16 protein-coding genes and 1 tRNA gene are annotated in these 19,622 nt (G+C 37.1%); 9 read left to right on the top strand and 8 right to left on the bottom strand.

Translation table 11 applies throughout. The annotated features are described in order from the left end of the window. Positions 1-34: 34 nt before the first annotated feature. The 3 genes from ACGH6R_RS07070 to metF all read left to right on the top strand — a co-directional run bounded on the left by ACGH6R_RS07070 (position 35) and on the right by metF (position 4,025). Entirely contained in the window at positions 35-586 is a 552-nt protein-coding gene (locus ACGH6R_RS07070) for a YagU family protein (protein ID WP_065558486.1), read from the top strand. A gap of 178 nt (positions 587-764) precedes the next feature. Beyond that, positions 765-3,038 (top strand): 5-methyltetrahydropteroyltriglutamate--homocysteine S-methyltransferase, encoded by a 2,274-nt coding sequence (metE, locus tag ACGH6R_RS07075; protein WP_220216252.1) that lies wholly within the window; start codon positions 765-767, stop codon positions 3,036-3,038. Positions 3,039-3,149: 111 nt separating this feature from the next. Then, positions 3,150-4,025 carry a methylenetetrahydrofolate reductase [NAD(P)H] gene (gene metF, locus ACGH6R_RS07080; RefSeq protein ID WP_220216253.1) on the top strand — a complete coding sequence of 292 codons (876 nt, stop codon included), beginning with the start codon at positions 3,150-3,152 and terminating at the stop codon, positions 4,023-4,025. Positions 4,026-4,062: 37 nt separating this feature from the next. On the opposite strand, the gene ACGH6R_RS07085 is transcribed toward metF, so the two are convergent. From ACGH6R_RS07085 to carA, 3 genes are all read right to left on the bottom strand, one after another. Then, positions 4,063-4,139, bottom strand: a tRNA-Met gene (locus tag ACGH6R_RS07085). 390 nt (positions 4,140-4,529) lie between these two features. Continuing rightward, positions 4,530-7,745 carry a carbamoyl-phosphate synthase large subunit gene (carB, locus tag ACGH6R_RS07090; RefSeq protein WP_411599265.1) on the bottom strand — a complete coding sequence of 1,072 codons (3,216 nt, stop codon included), beginning with the start codon at positions 7,743-7,745 and terminating at the stop codon, positions 4,530-4,532. Between the two features lies 1 nt (position 7,746). Further along, positions 7,747-8,907, bottom strand: coding sequence for a glutamine-hydrolyzing carbamoyl-phosphate synthase small subunit (gene carA, locus ACGH6R_RS07095; RefSeq protein ID WP_411599266.1), 1,161 nt, complete (start codon positions 8,905-8,907; stop codon positions 7,747-7,749). 268 nt (positions 8,908-9,175) lie between these two features. On the opposite strand from carA, the gene argF reads away from it, so the two are divergent. After that, the gene (gene argF, locus ACGH6R_RS07100) at positions 9,176-10,186 is read left to right on the top strand and encodes an ornithine carbamoyltransferase (RefSeq protein ID WP_411599267.1); all 1,011 of its coding nucleotides are present in this window, start codon (positions 9,176-9,178) and stop codon (positions 10,184-10,186) included. A gap of 97 nt (positions 10,187-10,283) precedes the next feature. Next, positions 10,284-10,787 (top strand): phosphatidylglycerophosphatase A, encoded by a 504-nt coding sequence (locus ACGH6R_RS07105; RefSeq protein WP_267358989.1) that lies wholly within the window; start codon positions 10,284-10,286, stop codon positions 10,785-10,787. Between the two features lie 109 nt (positions 10,788-10,896). Here ACGH6R_RS07105 and nadK read toward each other — a convergent pair whose 3' ends face one another. Continuing rightward, positions 10,897-11,775, bottom strand: coding sequence for an NAD(+) kinase (nadK, locus tag ACGH6R_RS07110; RefSeq protein ID WP_411599268.1), 879 nt, complete (start codon positions 11,773-11,775; stop codon positions 10,897-10,899). A 157-nt stretch (positions 11,776-11,932) separates the two neighbouring features. On the opposite strand from nadK, the gene grpE reads away from it, so the two are divergent. After that, on the top strand, positions 11,933-12,517 hold the full coding sequence (grpE, locus tag ACGH6R_RS07115; protein ID WP_267350211.1) for a nucleotide exchange factor GrpE: 585 nt from the start codon (positions 11,933-11,935) through the stop codon (positions 12,515-12,517). 93 nt (positions 12,518-12,610) lie between these two features. Here the strand turns inward: grpE and mobB are convergent, their stop codons facing one another. Next, positions 12,611-13,117 carry a molybdopterin-guanine dinucleotide biosynthesis protein B gene (mobB, locus tag ACGH6R_RS07120; RefSeq protein WP_411599269.1) on the bottom strand — a complete coding sequence of 169 codons (507 nt, stop codon included), beginning with the start codon at positions 13,115-13,117 and terminating at the stop codon, positions 12,611-12,613. 85 nt (positions 13,118-13,202) lie between these two features. Here mobB and ACGH6R_RS07125 point away from each other — a divergent pair, with 85 nt between their 5' ends. Then, on the top strand, positions 13,203-14,231 hold the full coding sequence (locus ACGH6R_RS07125; RefSeq protein WP_411599270.1) for a threonine aldolase family protein: 1,029 nt from the start codon (positions 13,203-13,205) through the stop codon (positions 14,229-14,231). A gap of 24 nt (positions 14,232-14,255) precedes the next feature. Here the strand turns inward: ACGH6R_RS07125 and mobA are convergent, their stop codons facing one another. Beyond that, positions 14,256-14,840, bottom strand: coding sequence for a molybdenum cofactor guanylyltransferase MobA (mobA, locus tag ACGH6R_RS07130; RefSeq protein WP_411599271.1), 585 nt, complete (start codon positions 14,838-14,840; stop codon positions 14,256-14,258). A gap of 286 nt (positions 14,841-15,126) precedes the next feature. On the opposite strand from mobA, the gene ACGH6R_RS07135 reads away from it, so the two are divergent. Both ACGH6R_RS07135 and ACGH6R_RS07140 read left to right on the top strand, forming a co-directional pair. After that, a complete protein-coding gene (locus ACGH6R_RS07135; RefSeq protein ID WP_065558498.1) occupies positions 15,127-15,393 on the top strand; it encodes a YihD family protein in 267 nt (88 codons plus the stop codon). Positions 15,394-15,409: 16 nt separating this feature from the next. Continuing rightward, positions 15,410-16,111 (top strand): DsbA family protein, encoded by a 702-nt coding sequence (locus ACGH6R_RS07140; RefSeq protein ID WP_267358981.1) that lies wholly within the window; start codon positions 15,410-15,412, stop codon positions 16,109-16,111. Between the two features lie 156 nt (positions 16,112-16,267). Here ACGH6R_RS07140 and ACGH6R_RS07145 read toward each other — a convergent pair whose 3' ends face one another. Then, complete coding sequence (locus ACGH6R_RS07145) at positions 16,268-18,238, bottom strand: MacB family efflux pump subunit (RefSeq protein ID WP_411599272.1); 1,971 nt, start codon at positions 18,236-18,238, stop codon at positions 16,268-16,270. A 1-nt stretch (position 18,239) separates the two neighbouring features. Beyond that, positions 18,240-19,436 carry an efflux RND transporter periplasmic adaptor subunit gene (locus ACGH6R_RS07150; protein ID WP_220216263.1) on the bottom strand — a complete coding sequence of 399 codons (1,197 nt, stop codon included), beginning with the start codon at positions 19,434-19,436 and terminating at the stop codon, positions 18,240-18,242. Positions 19,437-19,622 lie beyond the last annotated feature (186 nt).

Here is a 19,622-nt window from a genome sequence, read left to right on the forward strand (position 1 = left end):
TGGAAAATTTTAACAATAATTAAGGACATTTAACATGTTTGGAAATAAAACAAATCGTCAAATTATTATTTGGACAACTCTGATTGGTGGATTCATTAGTGCGTTAGTTAAATGGGGCTCAGAAGTCAACATGCCTCCACGTGTACCCGGTGAAGTTTCTCCTCCTGCAGCACATATTGATGCATGGCTTGGTTGGTTAGGTATTAATTCTCACTCGCTTGATTATGCTTATCAAACGGCTATCGTTTCAGGTGCAGTGACACTTTATCACTGGCTATTTAGTTTTGCATTTGCTTTTGTCTATGTGTTTATTGCCTACTTTTGGAATAAAATCCGATTATGGTATGGTGCATTCTACGGCATTATCATTACCGTTACCATGCATGGCTTTTTAATTCCACTACTTGGTTTCCGTCATCCTGCTTATGATCCAGAGGGTACAGTAGGTTGGTTATGGAATTTAAATGGTTATGAACTTTGGAGTGAATTTTTAGGACATATCTACTGGGGTGTGTCGATTGAAATTTGTATGATTGCCGTACTTGCTTATTTTTCAAGACCTATTCGTGGTGAATGGCGTAAATAGTCCATTTTTCTAAAAAATTAACTAAAATCCTTCTGACAATATAACGTTAGAGGGATTTTTTTGATGTTTAGATATAGAAAAAAACTATATCAATCAATAAAAAACTAGAATTATTCAATAACAGTTTTTTTTGTTATCTTTTTTGTTACTTAAGAAATGTGATGAAAGGAAAACAAAAATGAATACTGCTGTAATTGGATATCCTCGTGTTGGTAAACTTCGTGAACTTAAATTTGCTACCGAAGCTTATTTTAAAGGCAATAAAAGCCAGACTGAATTATTAAATGACGCTAAAGCATTACGTGCTGAGCATTTGCAACAACAAGCATCACATAACATTGCTTTTATCTCCTCAAATGATTTTTCGTTTTATGATGCAGTATTAGATACCGCTTGTTTACTCAATGTTATTCCAAAACGTTACCAAGATTTAAGTTTACCGGAATTGGATCGTTATTTTGCAATGGCTCGGGGTTATCAAGGTGAAAAAGGTGATGTTCGTGCATTGGCAATGAAAAAGTGGTTTAACACCAACTATCACTACTTAGTACCTGAAATTGAAGATTCAGTACAGATTAAATTAGCTGGCACAAAGCCTTTTGATGAATATCAAGAAGCGAAAGCACTTGGTATACAAACTAAACCGGTTGTTATTGGTGCGTTAACATTTTTCAAACTTGCACAGTATTTAGGAAATAAAAAACTGGTTGATTTTAAAGCTGATATTATTAAAGCTTATCAAGACATCATTCAAAAATTTACGACACTTGGCGCACAGTGGATTCAAATTGATGAACCAATTTTGGTGACTGATTTAAATAAAGATGATATTGCTTTATTTACTGAACTTTATCAGGCGATCTTATCGGTTAAAGGGACAACTAAAGTAGTGTTACAAACCTATTTTGGTGATGTTCGTGATTGCTACAAAGAATTGGTGGCGCTACCATTTGATGGTATTGGACTGGATTTTGTTGAAGGCAAACAATCATTAGCATTACTTGAAAATCATGGATTCCCGTCTGATAAAGTGTTATTTGCTGGTGTGGTTAATGGTAAAAATATTTGGAAAAATAATTATCAAAAAACATTGGCATTAGTGACTAAAATTAAACAAAAAGCGGGTAAAGTGGTGATTAATACGTCATGTTCTTTACTCCATGTGCCTTACACATTGCAAAATGAAACAAAGTTAACGATTCAACAACGTGCTTATTTTGCTTTTGCCCAAGAAAAACTTCAAGAACTTGCTGAACTGGGGCTTTTAGTTAACGAGTCTCAACCTGAAAATCATGCAGCGTTTAAAGCTAATCAAACGTTATTTACGCGTGAACGAGAAGGCGCCAATCAAGCAGTACGTCAGAAAGTCGCTGCATTAAAAGAATCCGATTTTACCCGTTTGCCAGCGTTTTCAGTCCGTGAAGCAGCACAGAAAAAAGCCTTTAATTTGCCATTATTACCTACAACAACGATTGGTTCATTCCCGCAAACACCTGATGTACGTTTAAATCGAGCAAAATTCAAAAAAGGTGAAATTTGTTTGAATGAATATACCGAGTTTAATAAGCAAAAAATTGCAGAATGCATTAAGCTCCAAGAAAAGATTGGTATTGATGTGTTAGTTCATGGTGAATTTGAACGTAATGATATGGTCGAGTATTTTGGCGAAAGCTTAAATGGTTTTGTCTTTACTGAAAAAGCTTGGGTGCAATCATACGGTACTCGTTGTGTTAAACCACCTATTGTTTGGGGTGATATTTCACGCTCTAAACCCATTACTGTTGAGTATTCACAATACGCTCAAAGCCTCACTGATAAACCTGTTAAAGGCATGTTAACTGGCCCAGTCACGATCCTTAACTGGTCGTTCCCTCGGGAAGATATTTCACAAAAAGAATCGGTCTTCCAAATTGGTTTAGCAATCAGTGATGAAGTGTTAGATCTTGAAGCGGCGGGTATTAAAGTTATCCAAATTGATGAGGCGGCGCTAAAAGAGAAATTACCACTACGTAAAGCGGATTGGAATAGTGAATATTTAGATTGGGCTATTCCAGCATTTAGATTAGTTCACAGCAAAGTACAAGCTGATACACAAATTCATACGCATATGTGTTACAGCGAATTTGCTGACATCATCAAAGATATTGATGCAATGGATGCTGATGTGATTTCGTTTGAAGCTTCTCGTTCAAATCTGCAATTGATTGACGTACTTAAAGCTAATCACTTTAAAACAGAAGTTGGGCCAGGTGTTTATGATATCCATTCACCTCGTGTCCCACCGGTTGCCGAAATTAAAGCCACGATTGAGAAGTTACTGGCTAAAATTGAAAAGCAAAAATTATGGATTAATCCAGATTGTGGTTTAAAAACGCGTGGCGAAAAAGAAGTTGTTGAAAGCTTAGAACATTTAGTTCAAGCAACATTAGAAGTTCGAAAAACACTCAATTGATAAGCTTTTTTAACGCTAAATAACGTTGTTAAGCCTTATTATTCCGCTGCCGATTTTGAGCGGCGGAAATGTCAGTAAGGACAATCGTTGGCACACGAATGGATGAAACAAATGAAAACAAATTTACTTTTTAATAAAAAAACGGTGTTCTCTTTTGAAGTGTTTCCACCTAAAAAAACGTCGCCTTTAGAGACTATCTATAGCACATTACGCGAACTTGGCTATTTTAAGCCTGATTTTATCAGTGTAACTTATGGGGCTGGTGGCAGTTTGAATGGCCAAACCACTATTGATATTGCCCACTCGGTCAAACACACTTATGGTATTGAGAGTGTTGCCCATTTACCCGGTATTAGTTTTGATAAAGCAGAAATGCAAAAAATTCTTCATGATCTTAAATGTGCTGGTATTGATAATGTGCTTGCCTTACGAGGCGATATTAATCCTAATATTGCGCCTAAAGATGATTTTCGTTATGCCAGTGAATTGGTCTCATATATTAAAGAAAATGGGGATTTTAATGTAATAGGTGCTTGTTATCCAGAAGGGCATCTTGAAACTTCAACTCTAAAACAAGATTTGATACATTTAAAAGAAAAGGTCAATGCCGGAACGGATCAACTTATATCACAGCTCTTTTTTGATAATGACTATTTTTATACTTTTTTAGATAAAGCACATGATATGGGAATTAACGTACCGATAGAAGCAGGTATTATGCCGGTGACCAATAAAAACCAAATTGAGCGCATGGTATCGATGTGTGGGGTTAATCTTCCGAAGAAGTTTAAACAGATGATGGAAAAATATGAACATCATCCTGATGCATTCCGTGATGCAGGGATTGCTTATGCTATTGATCAGATTGTTGATCTTGTTTCACAAGATGTCGATGGTATCCATTTGTATACGATGAATAATAGCTATATTGCCAGAAGAATCAGTGAGGCAGTATCAACGTTACTTGCAGTACCTAAATCGGCATAATGTGTAACTAATAGAAAAAGCTGAAATATTGAAGAGTTGGTTGCGGGGGCTGGATTTGAACCAACGACCTTCGGGTTATGAGCCCGACGAGCTACCAAGCTGCTCCACCCCGCGTCAAAGAGGTGAGCAATATTATAGTAATAAAATAATAAAGCAATACCTTTTTGGCGTAACTGCCCCATTTTTGAACACATTATCTATAAATAGACACTTTCTTTACTAAAATGTACGCCTTTTCTTAAATTTTTTAGATAAAAATCACTTTGTTTTTTGATTAAAAGCTAGGCTGCTATTTATTTCATATTAGAGTAATTGTTATTTATTCAAGCAAGAAAGGAAAAAATGTCTAATCAATATCATGGTTCATGTTTATGTGGAAAGATTAAATTAACGCTACCATTTAAAAATATCCTTAATACTATATTTTAATAGTATTAAGGTTTCTTGTTCTCAGCACATATGTCAGTCACTATTTATTTTATAGGCTTACTTTTTACCCAATATTTATGCGTAAAGTGTTTGCAATGATACAACATATTGTGCTGGATCGCAGTCTAATGCAACCGTTGTAGCATAAGCGGCATTCATTGTTGTATCATAGTGAACTTTGTACTGTATTGCACTACGACGCAGAATTTTCGATGCTTCAATGGCTGCTCGCCCAGATGTAGTATTAAGAATATAGCTATATTCGCCATTTTTAATATGGTCATGAATATTCGGGCGTCCTTCGTTTTCTTTTTTGACCATTTGGCATGGTATGCCAGCTTGTTGTAATGCCTTAGCGGTGCCAAAAGTGGCGTCAATACTAAACCCATGCGCAATGAGTCGTTTAGCGATCGCTAACAAGCGAGTTTTGTCTTGATCACGAACTGATAAGAGCGCTTTCCCCGATTTTTTCATATTCGATAAACTACCTAATTGTGCTTTAGCAAAAGCTTCGGCAAAGGTTTTACCGATTCCCATTACTTCACCGGTTGAACGCATTTCTGGCCCTAAAATAGGGTCAACACCACTAAATTTATTAAATGGTAAAACCACTTCTTTTACTGAGTAATAAGGTGGAATAAACTCACTGGTCATATTTTGTTTAGCAAGTGTTTGACCTGTCATGACCCTAGCGGCAATTTTGGCAAGTGGCAGTCCTGTTGCTTTCGACACGAATGGCACGGTGCGAGCAGCTCGAGGGTTGATTTCAATCAAATAAATTTGATTATCTTTGACGGCAAATTGCCCATTCATCAAACCTTTAACATTAAGTTCTAACGCTAATTGTTTAGCTTGCTTGCGCAATTTGTCTAAAATTTCTGGACTTAATGTATAAGTGGGTAATGAACAAGCGGAATCGCCTGAGTGAATACCGGCTTGCTCAATGTGCTCCATAATGCCGCCGATCATAATTTGTTCGCCGTCGGCAATCACATCAATATCAACTTCAATTGCGTCATCTAGAAAGTGATCAAGCAATACAGGCGCATTGTTAGATTCGCTGATAGCGGTTTTAAAATATCGCCTTAAATCGGATTCATTATAAACAATCTCCATTGCCCGACCGCCAAGCACGTAAGAGGGTCTGACCACTAATGGATAGCCAATCTGTTCGGCTTTAATGACGGCTTCTTCAATGTCAGTTACAGTAGCATTAACCGGTTGTTTCAAATTTAGTTTTTCAACAATGGCTTGAAAGCGTTGACGATCTTCAGCCTGATCGATTGCATCAGGTGAAGTACCAATAATTGGTAATCCTGCTGCTTCCAGTGCTCGAGCCAATTTAAGTGGTGTTTGTCCACCGTATTGGACGATTACACCGTTTGGCTTTTCAACGTAGGCAATTTCTAGCACATCTTCCAATGTAACAGGCTCGAAATAGAGTCGATCTGATATATCATAATCAGTTGATACCGTTTCAGGATTACAGTTAACCATAATGGTTTCGTAACCATCTTCACGTAATGCCAGCGCTGCATGCACGCAACAGTAATCAAATTCAATACCTTGCCCAATCCGATTCGGTCCACCGCCTAATATCATAATCTTAGGGCGAATGAATTGTGGTTTGGCTTCACACTCTTGTTCATAGGTTGAGTAAAGATAAGCCGTATCGGTTGAGAATTCTGCTGCACAAGTATCAACCCGTTTATAAACCGGATGAATATGGTATTGCTTTCGTCGATCACGAACGTCTTGCTCTTTAACATTCAGCAGTTTAGCGATTCGTAAATCTGAAAAACCTTTACGCTTAAGTTGCCATAATGATTCTGAATTAAGGCTAGCAAATGATTGCGATTTTAGTTGGTTTTCAAGGCTGATAAGTTCTTCAATCTGCACTAAAAACCAGCGATCTATATTGGTTAATGTGAAGACGTCATCTAAGCTGAAACCGGCTCGAAAAGCATCCGCAATATACCAAATTCGTTCAGCCCCAGCTTCTTGTAGTTCATAACGTATTTTGTTGAGGTTTTTTTCATCATCATAATTGTCAATTTTCGGATCAAAACCACACGCACCGACTTCAAGTCCTCGTAGCGCTTTTTGTAATGATTCTTGAAACGTGCGCCCAATCGCCATGACTTCACCTACTGATTTCATTTGTGTGGTTAAGCGATCATTACAACCGGCAAATTTTTCAAAGTTAAAACGTGGAATCTTAGTGACGACATAGTCGATCGAAGGCTCAAATGATGCCGGTGTTCTACCGCCTGTAATATCATTGGCGAGTTCATCAAGAGTATAACCGACTGCCAGTTTGGCGGCAATTTTAGCGATAGGAAAACCAGTTGCTTTTGACGCTAATGCGGATGAGCGTGATACCCGTGGATTCATTTCAATGACAATCAAGCGTCCATTTTTGGGATCGACCGAAAATTGAACATTTGATCCGCCTGTTTCTACCCCAATTTCACGAAGTACCGCTATCGAGGCATTACGCATGATTTGATACTCTTTATCTGTCAAGGTTTGAGCAGGGGCAACAGTAATAGAATCGCCGGTATGAATGCCCATAGGGTCAACATTTTCAATTGAACAGACAATGATGCAGTTATCATTTTTATCTCGCACAACTTCCATTTCGTACTCTTTCCAACCGATCAATGACTCATCAATCAGTAGTTCTTTCGTTGGTGATAAATCTAATCCTCGAGTACAAATTTCATCAAATTCTTGAGTATTATAAGCAATTCCACCACCGGTACCACCCATTGTAAATGAAGGGCGAATAATGCAAGGAAAGCCCACTTGTTCGAGTACAGCGTAAGCTTCTGTCAGTGAATGGGCAATACCCGAACGAGCCGTATCAAGACCAATTTTTTTCATGGCTTGATCAAAACGTTTGCGATCTTCGGCTTTATCAATGGCGTCAGCAGTGGCACCGATCATCTCAACATTAAATTGTTTTAAAATACCACGTTTTTCAAGTTCCAGAGCGCAGTTAAGGGCAGTTTGTCCTCCCATTGTGGGTAAAATCGCATTGGGTCTTTCTTGTTCGATAATTTTGCTCACCGTTGTCCAATGAATAGGTTCAACGTAGGTTGCATCTGCCAGTTCAGGATCGGTCATAATGGTGGCAGGATTAGAATTCACTAAAATAACCCGATAGCCTTCTTCACGTAGTGCTTTGCAGGCTTGTGCGCCTGAATAATCAAATTCACATGCTTGACCAATAACAATCGGGCCTGCGCCAATAATTAAAATAGTGTTGATGTCAGTTCGCTTAGCCATGTTATTGCTCCTGCTGGTAAAATTTAATTAATTCTATAAAGTGATCAAAAAGCGGGGCGGCATCATGTGGCCCAGGACTGGCTTCGGGATGTCCTTGAAAACTAAAAGCAGGTTTTTGATTATGATGAATACCTTGCAATGAGCCGTCGAATAGGGATTGATGCGTAACACGTAAGTGAGCCGGTAAACTGTGTTCATCAACGGCAAACCCATGATTTTGCGCGGTAATCATGACACGATCATGCTCAAGATCTTTAACCGGATGATTTCCACCATGGTGACCAAATTTCATTTTTTTGGTTTTCGCACCACATGCCAGCGCTAACAGCTGATGTCCAAGACAGATGCCAAATATCGGAATATTAGTGGTTAAAAACTGCTTAATGGCATCTATGGCATACGTACACGGTGCTGGATCACCAGGCCCATTAGATAAAAAGATACCATCAGGATGTAATGCTAAAACTTGTTCGGCACTCGTTTTAGCCGGCACAATGGTTAATTTGCAACCCCGTTCAACTAACATACGTAAAATAGTTTGTTTAACACCAAAATCATAGGCAACAACATGATAGGGTAAAGCACTTTCAGGTTTTGGTGTTGGATGCTCATTTTGTCTTGTCCAAATGCCTTGCGTCCAACAATAACTTTTAGCACACGTTACTTCTTTAGCTAAATCAAGTCCGGTTAATCCTTTAAAATTGAGAGCTATTTGTTTGGTTGCTTCTGCATTCTCGAGTAAAGTCTGTTTATCTTTGCCCGTTACAATAACGCCATGTTGTGCGCCTTTTTCACGTAAAATACGGGTTAAACGGCGGGTATCAATATCGGCAATAGCAACAACATTGTGTTGTTTTAGATAATTGGAGAGATCTTTTTCACAGCGATAATTACTGGCTAATAGTGGCAAATCACGAATAATAAGTCCTTTTGCGTAAACTTGATTTGATTCAGCATCTGCATCATTAGTGCCCACATTACCAATATGTGGATAAGTTAAAGTAACTAATTGTTCACAGTAAGAGGGATCGGTCAATATTTCTTGATAGCCAGTCATTGAGGTATTAAAAACAACTTCGCCAACAGTTTGACCTTCAGCGCCGATAGATGTACCGATAAATTGTGAACCGTCTTGTAATATAAGGAGGGCATAAGTTTGCATGATTAAAAAGACCTTTAAGAATAAAAAATCATTATATATGAATAAAAATTCATTTCTATTAATCTTGAGAAGATAATATTTAGCCATTTTATTACACTTTTTTATACAAAAAAAGCAATATTATTAAAATTAATTGAATAATAATGTCTCATTTTTGAGACTTGTAACGAATCACATAAATTATCAAAGATATTACTATGTTTAGCTTGAAAGTGAATAATTATTCAAATAGAATGGCGAGAATAATAATCTCGATTAGGAGCTCGTCATGCACGGTTTTTATCAGCGCCACTTTTTACGTTTACTCGATTTCACCCCAAGCGAAATTAATCAATTAATCGATCTTTCTATTCAATTAAAGCACGCTAAGCAACAAGGCACTGAAAAAAAACATCTGGTGGGTAAAAATATTGCCTTAATTTTCGAAAAAGACTCAACCCGTACGCGTTGTGCTTTTGAAGTGGGCGCATTTGATCAGGGTGCCCAAGTGACCTATTTAGGTCCAAGTGGGAGCCAAATAGGTCATAAAGAATCTATTGCAGATACTGCCCGTGTATTAGGTCGGATGTATGACGGTATTGAGTATCGAGGTTATGGACAAGATATTGTCGAAACCTTAGCGAAGTATGCCGGTGTCCCTGTGTGGAATGGATTAACCACCGAGGCACACCCTACACAGATTTTAGCTGACTTTATGACCATGAAAGAACATATCGGCAATCGGGCATTAAGCAGTGTCAAATTCGCCTATCTAGGTGATGCGCGTAATAATATGGGGAATTCGTTAATGGAAGGCGCAGCTTTAATGGGTATGGAGATTCGTTTAGTGGCGCCTAAAGCGTGCCAACCCGAATTGGAACTGGTCAAACAGTGCCAAGATATAGCAAAAACGACAGGTGCTAAAATCCTTTTAACAGAAGATGTTGCTGATGGCGTTAACGGCGTTGATTTTCTCTATACCGATGTGTGGGTTTCCATGGGAGAACCTAAAGACGTTTGGGATGAAAGGGTCAAACTGTTAGCGCCTTATCAAATTAATCAAAATGTGATTAATCTTACTCATAATCCCGATGTGAAATTTATGCACTGTTTGCCCGCTTTTCACGATATGAATACCACCGTCGGCAAGCAAATGGCAGCGCAATATGGTTTAACAGATGGTTTAGAAGTGACTAACGATGTATTTGAATCTCGACACAGTATTGTTTTTGATGAAGCAGAAAATCGTTTACATACCATTAAAGCCGTAATGGTTGCAACGTTAACCAAAGACGAATAATATAATACTCATCAATAAAAATGCTAATTAACTATCAGCATTTTGCTATGTTTGCCGACGTTAAGTCGGCATCATTTTATCAAATTTAAAAGCAAACATGACAAAACAAGCACGTAATAAAGATTTTAAAAAACACTTGAAACTTACTAATCCGATCCATTTTTTAGCGGTGGGATTAGGAAGTGGCTTATCCCCAATTATGCCTGGCACAATGGGGTCATTAATGGCGATTCCGCTGTGGTTGTTATTTAACGAGTTACAACCGATTTTATATTGGATCTTTATTTTTGTGACATTTATGTTTGGCTGTTTTCTTTGTCAAAAGACATCAGATGATACACATACACATGACTCAGGGCATATCGTTTGGGATGAATTTGTTGGTATGTGGATAACGCTATTTTTTATCCCACAATATTCACTACTATGGATTGCGATTGCTTTTGTTGCTTTTCGAGTATTTGATATGGCAAAACCTTGGCCTATTCGTTGGTTTGATAAGCGTGTGCCCGGTGGTTTTGGTATTATGGTGGATGATGTGATTGCAGCGATTTTTTCATCCCTGACTGTTTATGTGTTGGCTTATGTGATTCCCTACTGATTTAAAATAACAGCATTTTTACCTTCTTGGTATGCTCGCAGGTTAAAATGATTCCCTGCGAGCCATGATCGATAATGATTTTCTGTCTAAAATTGGTTAGCTAAATGATTTAATACATTTTTTGTGACCAACCCAATTTACTGGAAAGGTTATTAAAATAATCATAATCTCTAGAATGAATTAAATTAAATTCATATCCAGAACGGCGAATAATAACATCATAGCTTGGTTTGACCGGTAAAATAATTTGGCTATCGCAAGCAATATTCAAATCTAATGCAGTGGTTGGAAACTTAAGATGGATAGGGTTATCACTTTTGATGACTAATGGCCTTACCGCCAATGAGTGTGGAAACATTGGTGTAATAATGAGTGCATCTAAGTGAGGCGCTAAAATTGGTCCACCAGCAGACAAGGAGTAGGCGGTAGAGCCGGTTGGGGTTGCAATAATTAAACCATCCGCACGCTGTGAGAATGCATTGCGTTCATTGATATACACATCGTAATCAATCATATGCGCAACCGTGTTGGGCGTAACGACAATTTCATTAACAGCAAAACCGGAATTGATGAGATTGCCATTATTATAAATTGAAACTTCGAGTAAAAAGCGAGGGTCATCGTCATATTCTCCGGCAATGACTGGACTTAACTGTTCCACGACTTGCTCATGCGAAATGTCGGTTAAAAAGCCCAAATTACCCCGATTCACGCCGATTACTCTAATTTTATAGTGTGATAAATAGCGAGCCGAACGCAACATATTGCCATCGCCACCAACAACAATGGCCAGATCAGCTTGTTCTCCAATCGTATCCAAATTGGCATAGACATTGGCTGGAAATTTAATAAATTCCGCTAATCGGTCTTCAACTAAAACACGAATACCTAATTTGATTAACCAATCATAAAGCACTCTGTGGGTTTCGATAGCGTCTAATTTGCGTGGAATGCCAACTAAACCAATACATTTAAATGGTGCACCCATAAAATATCCTTGTCATTTTTTTATTTAAGTATCATTGATTTTTTTAATTAAAAATAAAAAAATATATATTAACCTATAGAGATAACCTTGCAATAACAAAAATCGTCCCCATAATAACCTTAATTCACTAAGTTTTCGACTATATTTGGAGTACCTTATGACAGAGCAAGACAAGAACATGTCAGAAAATGAACCTAACATTGATGTAGCGGTAGAAGAACCAAAAGAATCAGAAGCGCCAGCTGAACCGAATTACGAGGAGCAATTAAAAGCGAAAAATGCACGTATTGCTGAATTAGAACAGGCATTACAAATTGCGAAAAAAAATGAGAGTGAGGCGATGATTCGTGCCCGTGCTGAGATTGATAACGTTCGTAAACGTGTTGAACAAGACGTTGATAAAGCACGAAAATTTGCGTTAGAAAAATTTTCGAATGAACTGTTGCCAGTTATCGATAATTTAGAGCGAGCTCTAGAATCTACCGATAAAAATAATCCTGAACATCAAGCAACTGTTGAAGGATTAGAGCTTACCTTAAAATCATTTTTAGATACCGTCAAAAAGTTTGGGATTGAAGTGATTAACACAGTAGATTCACAATTAAATCCTGATGTTCACCAAGCGATTAGCATGGTTGAATCGCCAGATCATCAATCAGGTCAAATCGTCAATACCATTCAAAAAGGTTATACCTTAAATGGTCGTTTAATTCGTCCGGCAATGGTGATTGTTGCGAAATAAATAAGCGATTATGCTGAAATAAAAGGGAAATGAAGTATTTCCCTTTTTTGTTTCGGTTTGCTTAAAAAGATAGGTTAATACACCCTTTATTTTTTATTTATGCTGTTTTGGCAATGATAAATATCCTTTTATAAACTCAACGATTGGATCGGCTTGATTGATATCAAATACAGGTAGCTGACTCTCTAATGGCTCATCACTGGCGATGGCTAAGGTATATTCGTCAATATACAGCTGAGGTTGATTTGTATGCCGATGACAAATAATTTTAGGTATTTTCTCTTCTTTAAATCCTTCAACCAAAACGATATCGACATGGCTAAATTGGTTAATCAGTGTCGATAAATCGACAGGATTGTTTGGGGTCTCTTCAATAAATGCATAGCGGTTATCACAAGCAATAATGGTTTGTAAAGAACCGGCTTTTCGCAGTTCATAACTATCTTTTCCGGGAATATCTAGTTCAATATTATGATGCGCATGCTTTAACGAGCCAATGCGAAAACCCTGTTCGACCAATAAAGGAATTATTTTCTTGAGAAGGGTCGTTTTACCACTGCCACTATAGCCACTAATTCCAATCATTTTTGTATTGTTCATAGACTCTCTGCTTTATCGTGTTATATTGAAGATGCGATTAATATAACATCATATTAAAAAATGAAGGCGGAATAAAGGTAATGATATGTATGATTTTTTGAATGATTATAACCAAACAGTGCATCCAAGCTTGTTAAAAAGCTTTGTTGAAACGACCAATAAAAAGTTAAGTGGCTATGGTTTAGATGAGTGCTGTCATCAAGCTAAAGAAAATATCAAAAAGCGTCTAAAATCGCCGAATGCAGATATACATTTTATGCCAGGTGGAACTATCACGAATTTAACAGTTATTTCACATATTTTAAAACCTTATCAAGCGGTTATTGCGACCGAAAGTGGACATATTAATGTGCATGAAACAGGGGCGATTGAAGCAACAGGACATAAAGTATTAACGGTGAAAAGCCAAGATGGAAAATTGACGCCTGAATTGCTAAAACCCGTTTTGGCACATCATCATGATGAACATATGGTACAACCTAAATTAGTGTATATTTCAAACACCACCGAACTTGGTACTATTTATAGTAAGCAAGAGCTTAAAAAGCTATATCAATTTTGTCAAAATAATCAACTTTATCTGTATTTAGATGGTGCACGTCTGGCAATGGCATTAGCCGCAAAAGATAATGATCTAACCTTTCCGGATTTAGCTAAATATACCGATGTTTTTTATATAGGTGGCACGAAAGTGGGGGCATTTGCGGGTGAAGCGTTGGTGTTTAATAACCTGACGATTAACCAAGATTTTCGATTTAGTATGAAGCAAAAAGGCGCAATTTTAGCTAAAAGTTGGATTGTTGCCGTACAGATGAATGCGTTGATGCAAAACAACTTGTATATCAAACTGGGTAAGCATAGTAATTATATGGCAGATAAACTGCAAACACTGTTTGAAAATGCTGGATTTTCATTCTTAAGTAAACCACAAAGCAATCAATTATTTGTTAGTGTGCCAAAACGATTAGCCAAGAAAATCCTTGCACATTATTCGGTCGATAATCTTGGGGCAATTGATGAGGCGCATATCGGGTTACGTTTTTGTACTTCTTGGGCAACACAGGATGTTGAAATAGACGATTTTGCTAAATACTTAACAAAATGGAATAAATAGCAGTTTAATCTAAAAATAAGAGATTTATTTTTTAGATTGAGTGAGTTGCTCAAGTATCTCAGGGGTATTAATATTGGTAAAACATGATGGTTTATCACTAAAATCGACAGCATAAGCATTGATTTGTTGTAAAAATAACATCAATTTACGTTCACCTTGTGCCAAATAAGCTTTAAGTGGGGTAATTATGGTTTTATGAATCAATAAAATGGTTGGATGATGATACCGCCCGTCAAAGGGATAAATAGCGTAATGTGTCGTGGTGTGTTGGGTTAAACGAAAGATTAAATCGTCAGGTAAAAAAGGCGTATCACAACTGACAAATAAGTTCCAGTCGGTAGTGCTACGTAATAACCCACTGTAAATGCCGGAAAGGGGGCCATGATAACCCGCTAAATCATCAATAAAGGTAGGATAGCCTGCCTTTTGATATTGATTTAGATTGCGATTAGAGTTAATCATGATGAAATCTGTTTGTGATTCAATACGATCAATGACATGTTGATAAAGCGGTTTACCATTTAGCTGTAATAATCCTTTATCGTTACCATTCATTCGGGTACTTTTTCCGCCAGCTAAGATAATTGTTGTAATAGGTAGTTTGCCCATAAAATGTCTCTGTTTCACATTGCGAAAAATCTAAATAGCATTACTATATAGCAAAATTAATTTAAGTTATAAGGGAAAATAGACTTATCACAATTATTTCATAGACATTAAATGGTATTGAAAGATAAGTCGATACCTATGACTTTTAACGTGTCGTTTGTATTTAATAAAAAGAATCGCTACTATTGTTTATGTTTCTGTGACAGAATTTATAGCGTTAAATATTTAATATTAATTTTATCTCATCATCTTCAATTAATTTGAAGTATACAAAAAGGTATGAATTATGAAATGTCATCGTATTGATGAATTAATGGAGTTATTACAGGCAGCCTGGGAAAAAGACTCAGATCTGAATCTGTTACAATTTCTTGCACAATTAGGGCAAGAAGCAGGTTTTGAAGGCGACTTAAAAGAGTTAAGTGATGAGGTTCTGATTTATCATTTAAAAATGCGTGACGCTGATAAAAATGAAGCTATCCCCGGTCTGAAAAAAGATTATGAAGATGATTTTAAAAGTGCCTTGTTAAAAGCGCGTGGCATTATTAAATAATAAGGAGAATTGACTAATGAAAAAGACGTTTATTGCTTTGGGAGTATTACTTTTTTCGGTAAATAGTTTTGCAGAGCAAGCCCCCGCAAGTATTGACTCTAAAGAAGATCAAACACCGACTATTACGGCACCATTAGCACCGATTGAAAAAGGTGTTCAGTATGTTGTACTACCGACTAATCCATCACCAGACAAAGAAGTGATTGAGTTTTTTTCATTTAATTGTCCTAGTTGCTACCGATTTGAAACAAAATATCATGGTGCACAACTTATCAGCAAGGATTTACCAGAAGGGGTAAAATTTAAACGTTATCATTTAGAGGATTTTGGGCCACTTGCCAAGGAACTTGCTCAAGCATGGGCGATAGCTAATGTACTTGGTATTCAAGATAAAGCTTCAGACGCTTTTTATCAGGCAATACAAGAAGAGCGTAGCATAAAAACTGCTGACGACATCAAAGCGGTATTTTTAACGTTAGGTGTGGATAGTAAAACGTTTGATGAAACGAAAGACAATTTTTTAGTTAAAGCTTTTATGGCACAACAAACCGATGCCATTAAAGAATTGAAACCAAACTCAATACCTTCTGTTATCGTTAATCGCAAGTTTTATGTCAATTCCAAAGGACTTAATATATCTGATGAACAAGCATTTATTAATGATTATTTAAGAGTGACTTCGTTCTTAGTCGGCTTAGATCCTAAAACCAAAAATTAAGCGAGTGTCATTGATTAAAACATCTGTTTTGAGTGCGATAAATTGTCATAGTATTTGAATGTAACATGATGACAATTTTTAAGGTTGTTATTTTAAATCCCTTTGCAATATCATGATTGCAGAGGGATTTTAATTTTAGGTGAGGTTTTAAAAACATTATTCTCGTTCTAAAGCATAAATCGGATCAAGTTTGGCGGCTCGTTTAGCTGGAAAATAACCAAAAATTATGCCAATGACACTTGAACAACTAAAGGCAGCGATAATTGAAATGATGGAAAAACGCATCGCAAAGGATGTGACAACATAATTGAAAATCCCACCAACCACAAATGATAATAAGATGCCTAATGTACCACCGATAAGACATACTAATACCGCTTCGATTAAAAACTGTTGCAGTATATCACTTGAACGTGCACCCACTGCCATGCGTACGCCAATCTCTCGGGTTCTTTCTGTGACGGATACTAGCATGATATTCATAACACCAATCCCCCCCACTAACAGTGAGATAAATGCAATGGTTGAAATTAATAATGTTAATACCCAAGCTGAGGAGTTAACGGTGTCACGAATGCTATCTGAATTAAAAATAAAAAAGTCTTTAACACCATGACGTTGTATCATGATTTTATTAATCGCTTGTTCTGCAATCGATAAATCAACATTATCATTGACCCGAACCGTAATACTTCTTAACGAGGTTTGTCCCACCATGCGATTAATGACTGTGGTGTAAGGAAGCCAGATGTTAAGGCTTTCATTATTACCAAAACCTTGTTGTTGTTTTGTGGCAACGCCAATTATTCGTACCGGTAATTGACCCACCATCAGAATTTTGCCGATTGGATTTTCATTCTTAAATAGCTGTTTAACGGTATTTTCATCGATAACGGCATCTTGTGCTGACGAAGCAACACTGGCCTGATCAAACGCAATACCTTGGGTAATGTTATAGCCACGAACGGCAAAAAATTGCTCTCCCACACCATTTACAGTCCCCGTTACAGCCAAATTTTTAACCCGAAAATAGACTGATGTTGCCAGATTTGGGGTCGTGCTATGTACAAAACTTTGTTTTGCTAAAAAGTCGGCGTCGGATGAGCGTAAGGTGGTAATTTTATCTGCGTTGCGATCCCCAAATCCGCTTCCGGGATAAATTTCGAGTGTGCTTGTCCCTAACGAATTTATATTCGATAATATTTTTTGTTTTGTGCCTTCGCCTAAGGCAACCATTGAAACCACCGAGGCAATACCAATGATAATACCAAGCATGGTAAGAAAAGTTCGTAATCGTTGAGAAAGCATCGACAATATTGCCATATTAAAGGCATCTCGAAATCGATTATACTTAGCTTGAAAGTTGTCTTGGGTTTTAGTCGTTTCGATCTGTTTGACTTGGCGATGATCCTCTTCTTCTGCGTGATAGTTAGGATTGATTGAGTCAGAGATAATATTTCCGTCACTGATTTCAATAATCCGTTCTGCACTTTGGGCAATATTGCTATCATGTGTCACAATAATGACGGTATGCCCTTGTTTATGAAGTTCTCGCAAGATAGCCATGACTTCTAATCCGCTTTTACGGTCAAGTGCGCCCGTCGGTTCATCTGCTAAAATAACTTGTCCGCCGTTTATTAAGGCTCGAGCAATACTGACACGCTGTTGTTGACCGCCAGATAATTGACTGGGTTTATTATTAATCTTATCTTCAAGCCCTAAACGGGTTAATATTTCAATAGCTCGTTTTTTCCGTTGTTCATTGGTGATTCCGGCATAAATAGCAGGGATTTCAACATTACCTTGTGCCGTTAAGGCGTTTAGCAAATGATAACGTTGAAAGATAAAACCAAAGTGTTCACGACGTAATTCAGCTAATTCATCAGGTGATAATTGATTGGTGGTTCGTCCTCCAATGGTATAGACACCAGAGCTTGGTTTATCTAAACAACCTAAAATATTCATTAATGTTGATTTGCCCGAACCAGACGCACCAATAATGGCAACCATTTCGCCAGCATTAATCGTTAGATTGATGCTTTTAAGCACTTGTATGGTTGAATCGCCAGCTGGAAATTCACGAACAATGTTTTCAAGTTTGATCAGCGGATTATTAGTGTTTGTCATATCAGAATCTTATCCTCGGCGTGCGTCCATTAGGATTGAATAATGCGCCATTGTCACTACCAATAATGACGACTTCCCCTTCTTTAAGTCCGGATTTGATTTCCACATTAATATTATTATTGATACCTAAACTGACTTCTCGTTCTTCAGCATTATTTTGTTGATTAAGTACATAGACAATTGCTTTATTATCTGCCAAATTTTTTTGGATTGCTTGAGATGGGATTGCCAATACATCTTTTGCTTCAGATAAAACAATATAAACTTGGGCTGTCATCGAAATTCGTAAAATATGATCAGGATTATCAACATCGAATAATCCATTATAGTAAATTGCTGTTTTGGTGGTGGATGACGAAGAACTTAAACTTGATGAACTTTCCGTATTAATCGAATCTGGCGCAGGTTCAATGGCGCGTAATGTTAAACCGTCAAAACGTCTATTGGGCTCACCTAATATGGTGAAATAGACGGGCATTCCTTTTTTTACATTAATGACATCCGCTTCTGAAATTTGTGCTTCAACGGTCATCTTATCCAATTGTGCAACTTTCACAATGGTCGGTGCACTTTGCACAGAGTTAACGGTTTGACCTTGATCAACGGGTATAGCGACAATTACGCCATCAATAGGTGATCGTATTTTGGTATAACCAAGATTCACTTTGGCTGTATCAACAGCGACTTGTGCACTGATGATATTTGCATCTAAGGCAGCGATATCGGCTTTGATTGCATCGAGATCGGCTTTGGCTGAATCTAAATCGGATTGAACGCCGACCCCTTTATTGACGAGTTTTAATTGGCGATTATAAGTCAGTTGGTAATTAATTAAGTTGGCTTGTTTTGATTTACGTTGTGCTTCAAGGCTACTAAGCGAAGCTTCGGCTTGTTTCAAATCATTGCTTTGTTTTAAATCATCAATTTCAGCAATCATGTCTCCTTGTTTAACTTGATCACCTAATTCAACATATAACTTTTTGATCTGACCCGAAACCTGCGCCCCCACGCTGACTTGCTTGAAGGCGCTAATTGTTCCATCAGCCAGTACCGTTTTTTCAATATTAACTTTAGTCACAGGTGAGGTAATATAATTCACTGGCGATTGTGACGGAAAAACGATCAGCTTGATAATATAGAGAAGCACAAACAGAAAAATAGCAATCACTATATTTTTGAATTTAATTAACTTTAACAATATCTTTTCATCCTTTTATTCTATTCTTTAATCGTTTTAGCATTGTAGCGTAATAATATAAATGTTATTGATAACTATTCTTAATAAATTGTAATTATTATGAAAATAATACAGGCTAAATTATCTAATTTATATTGAAATATTTCAATAAATTCAAACTTATTTGGTCTATCACGAACATGATAG

The sequence above is a fragment of the Gilliamella sp. CG13 genome, from assembly GCF_046635805.1.
In the GTDB taxonomy this organism is placed as follows: Bacteria; Pseudomonadota; Gammaproteobacteria; order Enterobacterales; family Orbaceae; genus Gilliamella; species Gilliamella apicola_I.